The following is a 14,768-nucleotide window of genomic DNA, read 5'->3' on the forward strand; positions in this document are numbered from 1 at the left end:
AAAGGATAAAAAGACGAGAATGTATATTAATTGAAAGGTACTGTAAGTACGGCGAGAAGCATTATGATAATGTTATGAAAAACTCACGGATTTTCATTAATAACATTTTTCAGTCTTAAACTGAGTCATGAGTATAAAGGCTTAAGGGCAAAAAATCTATTCTTTTATGCCCTTATAGGCTATTTTTCAAAGAAGAAATTTTGTAATTGGAAGGCTTCTAAGAAGATTCCAAGTGGCGGTCTATCTGACGATTGCTCAATATAATCTTTATCGAATTTTTTGTAATTACCTTTGCGATCAATGTGATATTGTGTTCCATCTGGTTGAATCACCTCATTCCAGTGGAAATTAGAGGCAAGCACCCAGTCATCACCCTTAAGATCAAAGAGATTGCGTCCCTGACTATAATCCATCAACGAGTTTTCTACGCCGAACACCGTTTGCATTAATGCAGAGAAAATATCCGCATGATTACTTAATCCATTTTGTTTGCCTACCGGTAAATCTTTCCAATATACAAGCAATGGCACTTGAACCTCATCTCACCCAAAGTAGTTTTCTCGCTCTTTTTCATTCATTTCATTAAAGGTTACACCATGCTCTGACGTGATGATGACTAATGTATTTTCAAGCGGTGTACTTTCTAACGCTTTTGCTAAAAGAGAATCAATGTCTTGCAAAGTGCGGTCATAGTCTGATAGGGATTTAACCTCCAAGGCTAAATCCAAATAAGCAAACCAAGGGGAGTCTGTTTTTTGTGCTTTAATAAAATCATTGAGATTTTTTACCGCACTTTCATTATTTGGCTTGTTGGTTTTATTCGACGAAAGTTTCATTTCACGAAATAATGCTTGGCGGAAGACGCTATCTTTGAATTCGTAGCAGAAAATAAACCCAGTTGATAATTTTCAGCACGTAATTTTTCGATTAAAACAGATTGGGTATGATTGCTTAAAATGCTATCGGTATAATTTGCATTTAGCCCGTAAAATAACCCAATCAAGCCTGCGTTGTTACTATTACCTATGCTGTAATGATTAGTGAATTCGGTTGAACTTGTTGCAAATTCAGCAAGTTTTGGCATCTTTTCATTAGAAATCGCATCATGGCGCAAACCCGAAACCGTTACGATCAGAACATTAGGTTTGTACGTAATGGGTGCGTAAGAGAGTGCTTTTTTCGGATAATCAATTTTTAAGGCATCTAAACGGCCTTCTTGTGCCAATTTTTGCGTATATTCTTCTCCATCCAAGAAACCGTGTTTTTCTAAAAAAGAACGAGCTGTCATTGGATAAGATAAAGGGAAATTAGAGCGTTACATGATAGGACGATACAAATAAGCATCTGCCTAAGCATAAATTAAATGCGTCGTAATGAACGTTGCGGTTAAGAATATGCCTGTGCCTTTTAGCCATTTTTGTCGTTCAAGACTGCGTAATTTTTCCCAACTCCAGCGAGAAAATAACATTTGAGCCAGTAAAATTATTGGCATTGGTGCAAAGAATATTTGCCAATCGCTTGACATTTCACCATTTTCTGGGATTGACCAGTAAATTCCATACAACAGAGGATAAATGCAGATTAAAACGATTGAAAACGGCGGTATCAAATAATAATAAGGTTGTACAAATCGTGGAAAAATCACCGCACTTAACCTGTAAAATTAACTGATTGATTACATACCAATCACCACGCAATCTGCAACACCCTTTGCTTTACTCTGAGCTTGCATTGCTGCATCTCGATTGGCGAAATTTCCAATTCGTACTCTATTCCATTCACCATTTACTTGTACTTGTGCATTAAAACCTGTCATTGCCAATCTTCCCTGTAAACTTTCAGCCTGGGCTCGGTTCTTAAAAGCACCACACTGTAAACCAAACTTCTTACTGCCATTTTCATTCTCTGTAGTTTTAACCGGCTCAACAGTTTTAATAGATTCCACTTTCTTCGCTGTATCTAATTTAGCTTGTTTAGCTTTTTTTTCGGCTTCAATGCTAAGAGTGTCAATTTTTACGGTTTCTACTTTTTTAACTTGCTCTGTTTTAACCGGTGATGATTGCTGAACCACCGTACTTTTTGATAGATTATCAACCTTAGTAGATTCTTGAGCTGCTTGTTGTTCAGCTAATTTACGAGCTTCCTCTGCTGCTTTTTGATCTTTCTCCATTTGGATTAAAACTTGACGTTGTTCTTCTGTTAAACGCATATTTTTTTCTACACTAGATGGCTTATCATCAACAGGCACCGTACGCGTTTCTAACGCTTTAATATAACTCCAAACTTCTTCAGGACGATTAGGTAAAATACTTTTAGGCTGCGTTTTTTCTGTTTGAGGAATAATTTCTTTCACTACTTTTTCCTCTGTTTTATTTTTCAGGAAATAAAGCCCAATACCAAATGCAAAGACAACTGCAATCATCATCCCAATTAAAATATTCTTATTTTTTCCTTTTTTCTTATTTACGCCACGACGCGCAACAAAATCTCGATGAGCCACGATAAATCCCTAAACTTTGAGTAATTTTTTTAATCATTTTATAAAACTCGACGATTTTACTGAAAAATTCACTTTTTTTCTAGGATAAAAATCAGATAAAAAAATACCGTACTTTTACAGAGTACGGTATTTTCCTATACATTGCTGAAAGAATTATTTCTCTTCTTTCTTAAATCCTGATTCGACATCTTTCATATCAGGTAACTTATGTGCAATACCTTTATGACAGTCGATACAAGTTTTACCATTTTCTTCAGCGAACTTATGCATCTTCGCCGCTACTTCTTTTTGTTGAGAACGATCCATACGATCCATTTTATGGCAGTTACGACATTCTTGAGAATCATTCGCCTTCATACGTGCCCACTCATTTTCGGCCATATGTAAACGACGTTCATTGAATTTCTCAATAGTATCCACTTTACCAGTATAAAATGCATAAACTTCTTTTGCTGCAACAATTTTGCGTAATATTTTTGGACCAAACTCATGTGGAACGTGACAATCTGGACAGCTCGCGCCTACACCTGTACGTGTTTGAAAATGGGTACTATGCAAATATTCAGGATAAACATCATTTGTATGACAGCTTGAACAGAATTTTTCTGTATTGGTTTCAGCTAGACCATAATTAAAGCCCACCCAAGCCAAAATTCCTGCAATAAATGCAAGTGAAATGATTGTTCCCACTGCAATTCGGCTTGGTGTTCTGAACCAATGCCAAAAAGATTTAATTAAATTTGTTAATTTTTTCATTTTTGCTCACCTTAATGATGTTGGTTCAAATATTTATCTGAAGAATGACCAAATTCTTTGAGCGTTTCCTCAAATTTTTCTTTATATTCAGGCGTTTTAGTCACTTGTGGTAACGGTTGATCTGCTTTTCTATCATAACCTGGTGTAGAGCGATATGTTTGTTCAACAATCGGTTTTGCATCAGTTTGTGGAACATGACATTGTAAACAGAAATAACGACGTGCAGAGACTGTATCGCCTAAATGCCCTTCACGATCATAAAAGTGAGTTTTACTTGGTACAGTAGCGCCAACAAGTTGAGCTACATCAGCATTATGGCATTCTAAACAACGGTTTGTGTTTTTACTCACTTGCATCCCTTTAATACTGTGTGGTACTACAGGCGGTGCAAAAAGCATATCACGAGGTTGGATACCTGTATCTTTTAGGTTATTTTTAAACTCAGGTTGAATTGCTTCATGTGCATTTTCAACACCTGATTTCACCACTTCTACATTAGTATTCGGATAAACTTCAGCATGAAGCATGGCTGAACATCCCAATAATGCCATAATCATGGCCATCATCTTTTTCATTTTTCACTCCATTTGTGAATTTATTTTCACAAAATTGGCATAAGCCGTTAAAAAATACGATAAAGTGCGGCCATATTTCTATTATTTTACTATGACCGCATACGTTTTACGCTTTTACTACTTTAACTGCACATTTTTTATAGTCAGTTTCTTTTGAAATTGGGTCTGCCGCATCTAAGGTTAAGCGGTTAACTTGCTGACCCGCATCAAAGAACATAGTGAAAACTAAACCGCGAGGTGGCTTATTACGTCCACGTGTATCTAAATAAGATACCATCTCACCACGACGAGTAATCAATTTAATTTTATCGCCATGACGCATTCCACGTGCCTCAGCATCTAGCGGATGCATATATACAACATTGTTTGGGAATGAACGGTGAATTTCTGGTACACGACGTGTCATAGTACCTGTATGCCAATGTTCTAAAACACGGCCAGTACATAACCACATATCGTATTCTTCATCTGGTGATTCTGCAGGAGCCTCATAAGGTGCGGCAAAAATAACTGCTCGTTTATCTTTTTGACCATAGAAATCAACTTCACGGTCTTTAGAAGCAAAGAAGTCATAGCCCTTACGATAACGCCAACGTGTTTCAACACCATTTACGACAGGCCAACGTAATCCACGAACTTCTTCACTTTGATACATATCATATGGTGCTAAATCGTGTCCGTGACCGCGCCCAAACTCAGCATATTCTTCAAATAAACCTTTTTGTAAATAGAAGCCAAAATGTTCAGCATCATCATTTAAATGATCTGTTGGTTTTTCAAATTTATTCACGTTGCCATTTAAATAAAGCACTTCATATAACGTTTTACCTTTAAATTGCGGATTAGCGTCAAGCAATTCTTTTGGCCAAACTTCATCAGTTTTAAAATATTTAGAAAACTCAAGAACTTGCCATAAATCAGATTTTGCCTCACCGGGTGCTTTTACTTGCTGTTTCCATGCTTGGGTACGACGCTCAGCGTTACCAAAAGCTCCTTCTTTTTCCACCCACATTGCAGTTGGTAAAATTAAGTCAGCCGCTACTGCACTTGCTGTTGGATAAGGATCCGATACAACAATAAAGTTTTGTGGATCTCGCCAAGCTGGCATACGTTCCTGATTACTATTTGGACCCGACTGCATATGGTTATTACACATTTGCCAGTAAACATTGATTTTGCCATCTTTCATCGCACGGTCAATTTCATTAATTGACAAACCAACTTGCGTTTGTACCGCACCAGCCGGTAATTTCCAAATACTTTCTGCTTTTGCCACATGTTGTGGGTTGGTAACAACCATATCCGCAGGTAAACGGTGTGGGAATGTTCCAACTTCACGAGCAGTACCACAAGCAGATGGTTGACCAGTCAAAGAGAATGGGTGGTTACCTGGTTTAGAAATCTTGCCTGTTAATAAATGTAAACTATGTAACATTTGGTTTAACCACACACCACGAGTATGCTGGTTAACACCCATTGTCCAGAATGAAGTAACATTTGTTTTTGGATCAGCATATGCCTGTGCAAGTGCTTCTAATTGATTTTTAGGAACCCCTGTTAGTTTATGGGTATACTCAAGATCATACTCTGATACAAACTTCTTATATTCATCAAAAGTAAAATCAAGCATTTTACCTGCACCTTTCCCCGCATTTTTCGCAGCTTTTTCTAAAGCATGATCGGGTCTAAGTGCATAACCAATATCTGTTGTAGCCTTTTTAAATTTAGTATTTTCTGCAACAAATTTCTCATCTACACCACCATTTTGGATGATATAGTTTGAAATATAGTTAGCAATAGCTAGGTCTGTTTGAGGAATGAATACAATGCCATAATCTGCTAATTCAAATGAACGATGTTCAAACGTTGAAAGAACAAAAATTTTCAGATCTGGGTGGTTTAATTTGCGATCGGCAATACGTGACCATAAAATTGGGTGCATTTCAGCCATATTAGAGCCCCAAAGCACCATAACATCCGCATTCTCGATGTCATCATAACATCCCATCGGTTCATCAACACCAAAGGTACGAATAAAGCCAGTTGCGGCAGATGCCATACATTGACGCGCATTTGGATCAATATTGTTTGAACGTAAACCAGCTTTATAGAATTTAGATTTTGCGTAGCCTTCAATAACTGTAGTTTGACCAGAGCAGTAATGTGCAACAGAACTTGGACCTTTCTTACGAATTGCTTCTTTCGTTTTATCCGCAAATACAGTAAATGCAGTTTCCCAACTTACTGGCGTAAACTCACCATTTTTATCATATTTACCATCTTTCATTCGAAGCAATGGCTGGGTTAAACGATCCTTACCATACATAATTTTAGATAAGAACAACCCTTTAATACAATTCAATCCACGGTTTACTTCAGCATCTGGATCGGCATAAGTAGCAACAACACGGCCATCTTGTGTACCAACCATTACACTACAACCTGTACCACAGAAACGGCAAGGTGCTTTTTCCCAATGAATATCTTTATTGATATTTTCTTCCGCTGCAACATTTTTGATTGGAATACTAATACCAGCAGCAACTGCTGCCGCTGCAGCAGCATTTGCCTTCATAAAGTCACGACGACTTATGCTCATAGTGTTTCCCCCACTATTATTAACACTAAAAAATAAAAAACTAATTATCTTCTACTTGATGATAAACTAACGAAACCGTAATAACACCATCAATATCTCTAGCCAATTCCATACGATTAGCTAATTCTTTCTGACTATTTGCTTGCATTACTGCAACAATTTTACCATTTTCCTCATTGACTGCATGAATTTCAGTATCAGGTAATTTGGAAAGCTCACTTTGAATTATACCAAGTTTTGACACCATACATTGCACAACAATGCCACAAACCTGCCATTTCTCAACTGTATCTGTTTTTATTAAATCGTTAATTTTCATTTTCATTATTGTGAGATGGGTAAAACAAAGTTATCGCATCAACAGGACAACGTTGAATGCAAGCGCCACAACCGTTACAAGCATCCACATCTAATACAGGCTTGGCTATTCCACCTGCTTGCCAACGAAATTTAATTGCGTTCTTTGGGCAATTATCTTGACAACTACGACAAGCTATATTTTTTTCAGTTAAACAATCTTTACCAATCTCAATTTTATGGTTCCAAGGTTGCTCAGAACAAGAACGAAAAATTGGTTGTTTACATATATCTACACATTTTCCACAAAAAGTACATTCCCCCTTATCGAAACACACTTCGGGGAATCCACCATCACCTTTTACCAAAATATTGGTTTCACATATAGAAAGGCAATCACCACAGCGCGTACATTGCTCTACAAAAATAGAATTTTCAACAGCCCAAGGAGGGCGGACTCCATCAAAGCCTTGTTTCTGCTCAGTTTTCGTATGCAAAGATGTTAAAAATTTACCTCGTAAAAATTGTCTGCGGGGCAAGTTTTCAACAGTCATCCAGGTGCCTTCTATAAATCCGTCAGTACTTTTGGGGTGGTGATTATGAAGTTCCTAACTAGAAATAGGAACCACCCATAATAGGTAGTTATTTACTTTTTTTGAACTTTCTTTGTGATAGATCAAATTTAAATCGTAATAAAAAATAACTCGACATAGTTGTTTTTTACCACAATATTTTAACAAAACTACTCTGCTTTTGCTGGATATTCCCACCAAATATCAAATAATTCGCTTACTTCAATTTGTTGCAAACCATTTTTTTCTAACCATTTTTTCACAGTTTCACGGTGGCTTTCATCACATTTACCAATTTTTTCTAGGCAAACTAAACCTTCCCAATGTAAATACCCGCTACCTTCATAAGCTAGACCATTTGGTTGAATCACTTCGTTAATAAAACGATCAACGATTTCATCTACAGTTTCAATCGCAGTACCTTCTGCAAATTGGAAATTTACAAGAAAACCGAGTTCTTGGAATTCAGCAAGGTGAAGTTTTTTGCGTTGACGTTGATTGTAAGATTTAGACATGGTATTTCTCCTATTAAGGTCGTATTCAAATCAGTATTCTATATTAAATTCGTGAATTTGGCATCGGATTTCCCCAACATCAATCTTCACCCAAAAGTTAATTTGCCCAAAATAGGCTTATTTCTTCACAAAGTATAAATCCCAAACACCATGACCAAGTCTGTGGCCTCTGGCTTCAAATTTAGTTAAAGGTCTAAAATCTGGTCTTGGAATATAATCGCCATTTTTCGAGGTATTCACTAAATCGGTGTTTGCACTTAATACTTCTAGCATTTGTTCTGCATAATTTTCCCAATCTGTAGCCATATGGATAAAACCATTTTCACCTAATTTTTGTACCACTTGTGCCACAAAGTGCGGTTGAACAATACGACGTTTATGATGTTTTGCTTTATGCCAAGGATCGGGGAAAAATAACTGTAAACCGCCAAGCGCACCATCTGCAATACTGTCTCGTAAAATTTCCGTTGCATCATGACAAATCACGCGTAAATTCGTTACGCCTTTTTCCACAGCATAAGCAATACAAGCACCAACACCCGGGGTATGAACTTCAATGCCAAGATAATTTTTGTCAGGATTAGCAAAAGCCATATCCACGAGCGATTTTCCCATTCCAAAGCCAATTTCTAATACAACTGGATTATCATTGCCATAAATCTTCGCAAAATCAAAAGGTTCCGTTTGATAGTCTAAACCAAGTGTTCCCCAGTTATCATTCATCATGTTTTTCTGAAATTCGCTCAAACGACCAGTGCGGAGAACAAAACTACGGACTTTGCGTTTATAGCGGCCATCTTCGGTAAATTCTGCGGTTTCAACGGTTTTACGTTTTTGATCAGCAAAAGTTTGTATCATAAAAATCTTGTTCGTGAAAAAAATTGGCGGCGATTATACACGTTTTTCTCGTATAATAGGGCAAATTTTTTCCCAAGGTTGATTATGAAAATTGTCCGAGTGGCACTGGCTGTGCCGCTTCCTCGTTTATTTGATTATCTCTTCCCCGATGATGTTTCATTACAAATCGGCACACGTGTTCTTGTGCCTTTTGGTACGCAAAAACGCGTCGCCATTGTGGCTGATTTCCCGACAAAATCAGACGTGCCAGAAGATAAGCTCAAAACCATTCTTCAACCATTAGATTTAGCACCGCTCTTCACCCCAATTTATTGGGATTGGCTTCATTGGGCAGCAAATTATTATCAAGCAGGATTAGGCGATGTGTTATTTCAAGCCTTGCCTGTGAAATTGCGTAACGGAGAAAGTGCGGTGAAAAATGACTGTACTTTTTGGCGAATTACAGATGCGGGGAAAAATGCGCTTGAACAAGGCCTGTTAAAACGCTCGAAAAAGCAAGTTGAAGCCCTACAATGCTTATCTGAAACTGATCTTGAAAAAGGCAATAATGAGTTTTCCTCTGCGATTTGGTCAGTCTTAAAAGCCAAAGGGTTTATTGAGGAAATTACTATCCAAACAAAGCCCCTAAGCTGGCAACAAAGCTTAGGCGATAACCCAATTGTCAATGCTGAAAATCGTTTAACCTTAAATAAGCAGCAAGCCTTAGCCTTCAGTCAATTGCTCTTTCATTCTGGTTTCAATGTATGGCTGCTCGATGGGGTAACTGGTTCAGGCAAAACAGAAATTTATCTGCAGTATATTGAAGAAATTTTAAAATCGGATAAGCAAGTATTAGTGCTTGTGCCCGAAATTGGGCTAACACCACAAACGGTGCACCGTTTCAAAGCGCGTTTCAATGTAGAAATTGATGTTCTTCATTCTAATTTAACCGATACGCAACGGCTTTATGTATGGGATCGCGCCCGCTCTGGACAAAGTGCCATTGTGATTGGTACGAGATCGGCATTGTTCACACAATTTTCTAATCTTGGTGCAATTATTTTGGACGAAGAACACGACGCGTCTTACAAACAGCAAGACAGTTGGCGTTATCACGCGCGAGACTTGGCGATTGTACTGGCTCAAAAACTAAATATTGCGGTATTAATGGGTTCCGCCACGCCAAGTTTAGAAAGTATTAATAATGTACAAAACGGCAAATACCAACATTTAGTGTTATCAAAAAGAGCGGGGAATTCTACCGCACTTCGTCATTTCGTTATTGATTTGAAAAATCAAAACATACAAAACGGGCTTTCAAAACCCTTATTGGAGCGAATGAAAGCTCACCTAGAAAAAGGCAATCAAGTTCTGCTTTTCTTAAATCGTCGTGGCTTTGCGCCCGTATTGCTTTGCCATGAATGTGGTTGGATTGCACAATGCCCTCATTGTGAAAAACCTTATACCTATCATCAGCATCAAAATGTATTGCGTTGTCATCATTGTGGTGCACAGAAAACTATTCCTCGACAATGTGGTGATTGCGGTTCGACTCATTTAGTCACCACAGGTCTCGGCACGGAACAATTAGAAGAAACCTTGAAAACGCTATTTCCTCATTATTCTGTAGCGCGAATCGACCGCGATAGCACTTCGCGTAAAGGAAAATTGGAAGGTTATTTAGAAGATATTCAACAAGGCAAAAGTCAAATTTTGATTGGCACACAAATGCTGGCAAAAGGACATCATTTTCCGAATGTTACCCTCGTTGCCTTAGTGAATGTAGATAGTGCATTATTTTCACTAGATTTTCGTGCAGAAGAACGTTTAGCTCAACTTTATGTTCAAGTTGCTGGACGTGCTGGTCGTGCCGATAAACAAGGCGAAGTCGTGCTACAAACACATTATCCTGATCATCCTTTGCTCACTACGTTATTAGCGAATGGCTACCAAGCTTTTGCAAAAGAAACCTTACAATTACGCCATTCAATGGGATTGCCACCTTTCACTTTTCAGGCGTTATTCAAAGCACAGGCTAGACATTCTGAGCTTGCAGAAAATTGCTTAAACCAGATTGCAGATTTTTTTCAATCGAAACAAATTGCGGGATTACAAATGCTTGGCCCAATGCCTGCACCGTTCAGCAAAAAAGCAGGGCAATATCGTTGGCAGTTATTATTGCAGCATCCATCAAGAATGACATTGCAAAAAGCATTAAGAGAATATCAACAAGCCGAACTTGAAAAAAACAGCCAAGTGCGATTAATTTTGGATGTTGATCCACAAGACTTATCATAAAAAATGCGGTGAAAATTCACCGCACTTTCTCTATAAAATCTATTTGAAATCTTCGACATCACCCAATAGACAAGCATATTTCGCCGTATTTGGACTGGACTCCAAGGCAATTTTTAATGCCATCGTCAAAGGAACTGACAGTAGCATTCCCACTGTTCCAAGTAACCATCCCCAAAACAATAATGAAAGGAATACTACTAAGGTTGAAAGCCCTAATCGTTGTCCCATCATTTTAGGCTCAATAATGTTACCGACAATCATATTGATCGCAATAACACCAACTGCTACGCCAAAGCCAATTCCAAAACCGTTCAGTAATAAGGCTTGCACAATAATCGGAATAGCCGCAATGATAGAACCAATATTGGGAATATAATTCAGCAAGAAACTCAAGGTTGCCCACAAAATTGCATATTGAACCCCACAGGCTTCCAACAAAATAAAAATACCAACGCCAGTAAGCAAGCTGGTGATACTTTTAATGCCGAGATAACCAATTACGCCTTGCAAAACTCGGTCAATATGGCATTCTTCTTTGGCTGCATCATGAGGGGTTGAACTAATCACCATAGCAAATTTATGTTTCATCGTTGGCGCTTCAGCAAGCATAAAAATTACGACCAACACTAAAACAAACACATTGCTCACCACACCAGAGAAATTCAGCAATACTCGACTCACAAAATTCATAATGATGCTTGGGTCAAAATTTTCTTGGATGGTTTCACGCGAAAGCGTGAAAGGCAGATTGAAACGTTGCAACAATCCTGTTAGATCACTCACACGTTGTGAAAGTAAAACTTTATATTGTGGAATAGATTGGGTAAATTCTCTTGCAGTGCTGTTAATCAGCCCGACTAAAAAGAAAAACACCAAAGAAATCAAGAAGAAAAGCAAAGTTATGGCTAACCAATGAGGAATTCGGCGTTGTGTCATCGCCTTAATCATCGGTGAACAAATGATCGCGATAAATAGCGATAGCAAGAATGGCACGACAATTTCTGCCGCCAATTTTACGCCAGCTAAGATAATAATTACCGCAGCAATGCCAAGCAAAGTGCGGTGTAAATTTAAATTATTTTGCACTAAATCGCATCCTCATTTTCTTCGCCCGTGCGAATGCGGATCGCTCGCTCAACGTTATAAACAAAAATTTTGCCGTCACCAATTTTGCCTGTTTGTGCCGTTTCAATAATAGCTTCAATACATTGATCCACAAGCTCATCAGGAACTACCACTTCCAATTTCACCTTCGGCAGAAAGTCCACCATATATTCCGCACCACGATAAAGTTCCGTATGACCTTTTTGGCGACCAAATCCGCGTACTTCCGTGATTGTCATACCTGAAATACCAATATCTGAAAGACTTTCGCGCACATCGTCTAATTTAAACGGTTTGATCATTGCTTCGATTTTTTTCATGTTATTTCTCCAGATTTTCACGTCTTGCGGATTTAGGCCGGAAACTTTCGATGATTTCAGGCTTGGTATCAATATATAAGCCGTTAATCAATTGCAAACAATAAGGCACCGCGCTGAAAATGCCTTTTACAAGCACATTTCCCTCTTTATCTTTCACGCCTTCCAAGGTTTCTTTAATCGCTTTAGGCTGTCCCGGAAGATTTAAAATCAGGCTTTCCTTACGAATCACACCTACTTGGCGGGATAAAATTGCGGTAGGCACAAAATGCAAACTCACTTGACGCATTTGTTCGCCAAAACCCGGCATTTCTCGATCTGCTACCGCAAGGGTAGCATCAGGCGTTACATCGCGTTTTGCAGGCCCTGTCCCACCAGTTGTCAGCACTAAATGGCAACCTTGTTCATCCACCAGATCTTTTAATGTTTGTTCAATAACTGGCTGTTCATCGGGGATTAATCTTGTTTCCAAATGGAAAGGATCAACAAGAGCTTGTTCTAACCAAGCCTGTAATTCTGGGATGCCTTGATCTTGATACACGCCTGCTGATGCGCGATCAGAAACAGACACCAGACCAATTTTTAAAAGTGCGGTCATATTTTTCCTTATTTTAAGTGTATATATCTATTTATCAGTAAATTTAGTTTCCAATACCTTTTTAACAGGTGTAAAACTACGACGATGTTGCGGTAACACGCCAAGTTCAGCTAATTTTTCTAAATGTAATTTGGTTGGATAGCCTTTATGCTGGGCGAAAGCGTATTCTGGATATTGCTTGTCTAATTCTTCCATTTCTTGGTCTCGTGCCACTTTCGCCAAAATAGAGGCTGCACTGATTTCCGCCACAAGGCTATCGCCTTTTACGACGGCTTGCGCTGGAATATCTAAATCTTTTGGGATCTTATTGCCATCAACCAACACAAAGTGCGGTTGAATTTTTAAAGATTTTACTGCTCGAGTCATTGCTAATAAGGAGGCTTGCAGGATATTTATCTCGTCAATTTCGTTAGCTTCAGCTCGACCTAATGCCCAAGCAAGAGCTTTTTCTTTGATTTCTTCAGCAAGGGCTAAACGTTTTTTCTCAGAAAGTTTTTTAGAATCAGCGAGGCCTTCAATTGGCTTATTCGGATCTAAAATAACGGCTGCCGTGACAACAGCCCCAACTAGAGGGCCTCGCCCAACTTCATCAACGCCAGCGATCAATTCATAGCCTTGTGGATATTCAAACATTTTCTGTTCCTTCTAATAAATCAATGACTGCTTGAGCCGCTTGCTTATCGGCATTGCATTGAATTTTTTGGTGTAAATCTATGAAGTGCTGAATTAAAACATGGCGATTTTTTACTGCACTTTCATCATCAGAAAGATAAGCAGATAGTTTTTCAGCGAGCAATTCTGGCGTGCATTCTTCTTGAATCATTTCAGGAACGAGCATTTCATTCGCAAGCAAGTTTGGTAAAGAAATATAATCAGTTTTTACTAAACGTTTTGCTAAGAAATAGGTCAGTGGTTTCATTCTATAGCCAACCACCATAGGGGATTTACAAAGCATTGCTTCAAGCGCTGCTGTTCCTGAAGCAAGAAGTGTTGCATCAGCTACGATCATTGCTTGTCGTGCATTGCCATCAATTAAATGCAGGTCTAGGTTTGGCGCAATTTTAGCTTTAATAGCTTCAAATTGAATTCGTCGTTTTTCGTTCACCAAAGGGACTAGGAATTGTAAATCAGGAAATTGTTCTTTTAACAATAAAGCGGTTTTCAAGAAAGGCTCAGTCAAAAACTCCACTTCTGAACCACGACTTCCAACTAAGATAGCTAAATAGCGCTTTGCGGGATCAAGCTGTAGCATTTGGCAAGCTTCGACACGGTTTGGTTTGAGAGGAATAGCATCTGCCATTGTGTGTCCAATAAAACGGCAAGGCACATTAAATTTATCGTAAAAGGCTTTCTCAAAAGGCAAAAAGGCAAGAACTTGATGAGTCGCTTTGGCAATTTTGTGAATGCGATTTTGACGCCACGCCCATACAGAGGGGCTTACGTAATGAATAGTTTTAATTCCGTTTGCTTTGAGCTTGAGTTCTACATCCAAATTAAAATCAGGTGCATCAATGCCGATGTAAACATCAGGTTTTTCTTGCAACATGGTTTGAATGACATTTTTGCGAATTTTCAACAGACGAGGAAGATGTTTCAAAATTTCAGCCAACCCCATGACTGAAAGCTCTTCCATATCGACAAGCGTCTCACAGCCTTCAGCCAACATTCTTGGGCCAGCAATGCCAATAAAGCGAGCATTAGGATAATGAGCTTTGAGCTGGCGAATTAAACCAGCACCGAGAATATCACCAGATACTTCTCCTGCAACAAGAGCAATGGTTGGATTTGTTTTGTTCATCA

Annotated in this window: 14 protein-coding genes and 1 pseudogene; 1 reads left to right on the top strand and 14 read right to left on the bottom strand. The window is 38.5% G+C overall.

The features are described from left to right. Positions 1–179: 179 nt before the first annotated feature. The 9 genes and pseudogenes from KP712_RS05530 to trmB form a co-directional block, all read right to left on the bottom strand. A pseudogene (locus KP712_RS05530) lies at positions 180–1,640 on the bottom strand (DUF3413 domain-containing protein); the annotation flags it as partial. A gap of 35 nt (positions 1,641–1,675) precedes the next feature. Then, entirely contained in the window at positions 1,676–2,500 is an 825-nt protein-coding gene (gene ftsN / locus KP712_RS05535; protein ID WP_111407641.1) for a cell division protein FtsN, read from the bottom strand. 153 nt (positions 2,501–2,653) lie between these two features. Then, a complete protein-coding gene (locus KP712_RS05540) occupies positions 2,654–3,256 on the bottom strand; it encodes a NapC/NirT family cytochrome c (protein WP_065265390.1) in 603 nt (200 codons plus the stop codon). 11 nt (positions 3,257–3,267) lie between these two features. Further along, positions 3,268–3,831 carry a nitrate reductase cytochrome c-type subunit gene (locus KP712_RS05545; RefSeq protein ID WP_048952793.1) on the bottom strand — a complete coding sequence of 188 codons (564 nt, stop codon included), beginning with the start codon at positions 3,829–3,831 and terminating at the stop codon, positions 3,268–3,270. Positions 3,832–3,937: 106 nt separating this feature from the next. Continuing rightward, on the bottom strand, positions 3,938–6,430 hold the full coding sequence (gene napA, locus KP712_RS05550) for a nitrate reductase catalytic subunit NapA (RefSeq protein ID WP_065265391.1): 2,493 nt from the start codon (positions 6,428–6,430) through the stop codon (positions 3,938–3,940). A 40-nt stretch (positions 6,431–6,470) separates the two neighbouring features. Continuing rightward, positions 6,471–6,755, bottom strand: coding sequence for a chaperone NapD (locus tag KP712_RS05555; protein ID WP_252346374.1), 285 nt, complete (start codon positions 6,753–6,755; stop codon positions 6,471–6,473). Further along, complete coding sequence (gene napF / locus KP712_RS05560) at positions 6,739–7,281, bottom strand: ferredoxin-type protein NapF (protein ID WP_065265392.1); 543 nt, start codon at positions 7,279–7,281, stop codon at positions 6,739–6,741. The genes KP712_RS05555 and napF overlap by 17 nt, the downstream gene beginning before the upstream one ends. Before the next feature lie 188 nt (positions 7,282–7,469). Beyond that, complete coding sequence (locus tag KP712_RS05565; RefSeq protein ID WP_065265393.1) at positions 7,470–7,814, bottom strand: YggL family protein; 345 nt, start codon at positions 7,812–7,814, stop codon at positions 7,470–7,472. A gap of 117 nt (positions 7,815–7,931) precedes the next feature. Then, complete coding sequence (gene trmB, locus KP712_RS05570) at positions 7,932–8,672, bottom strand: tRNA (guanosine(46)-N7)-methyltransferase TrmB (RefSeq protein ID WP_111407642.1); 741 nt, start codon at positions 8,670–8,672, stop codon at positions 7,932–7,934. Positions 8,673–8,756: 84 nt separating this feature from the next. Between trmB and priA the strand changes: the two genes are divergently transcribed. Beyond that, positions 8,757–10,949: a primosomal protein N' gene (gene priA / locus KP712_RS05575; protein WP_111407643.1), complete on the top strand. Its 2,193-nt coding sequence runs from the start codon at positions 8,757–8,759 to the stop codon at positions 10,947–10,949. 39 nt (positions 10,950–10,988) lie between these two features. Here priA and KP712_RS05580 read toward each other — a convergent pair whose 3' ends face one another. The 5 genes from KP712_RS05580 to lpxB are packed head-to-tail and all read right to left on the bottom strand — an operon-like array spanning position 10,989 to position 14,766. After that, positions 10,989–12,035, bottom strand: coding sequence for an AI-2E family transporter (locus KP712_RS05580; protein WP_065265396.1), 1,047 nt, complete (start codon positions 12,033–12,035; stop codon positions 10,989–10,991). Then, positions 12,035–12,373: a nitrogen regulatory protein P-II gene (gene glnB, locus KP712_RS05585; RefSeq protein ID WP_005627040.1), complete on the bottom strand. Its 339-nt coding sequence runs from the start codon at positions 12,371–12,373 to the stop codon at positions 12,035–12,037. Before glnB ends, KP712_RS05580 begins: the two co-directional genes overlap by 1 nt. 1 nt (position 12,374) lies before the next feature. After that, positions 12,375–12,968, bottom strand: a complete 594-nt coding sequence (gene mog / locus KP712_RS05590) for a molybdopterin adenylyltransferase (RefSeq protein WP_048952787.1) — start codon at positions 12,966–12,968, stop codon at positions 12,375–12,377. 27 nt (positions 12,969–12,995) lie between these two features. After that, entirely contained in the window at positions 12,996–13,601 is a 606-nt protein-coding gene (rnhB, locus tag KP712_RS05595; RefSeq protein WP_065265397.1) for a ribonuclease HII, read from the bottom strand. Then, positions 13,594–14,766, bottom strand: coding sequence for a lipid-A-disaccharide synthase (gene lpxB, locus KP712_RS05600; protein ID WP_065265398.1), 1,173 nt, complete (start codon positions 14,764–14,766; stop codon positions 13,594–13,596). The genes rnhB and lpxB overlap by 8 nt, the downstream gene beginning before the upstream one ends. Between the last annotated feature and the right edge of the window lie 2 nt (positions 14,767–14,768).

The organism is Haemophilus sp. SZY H68, assembly GCF_018829685.1.
Taxonomy (GTDB): domain Bacteria; phylum Pseudomonadota; class Gammaproteobacteria; order Enterobacterales; family Pasteurellaceae; genus Haemophilus; species Haemophilus haemolyticus_K.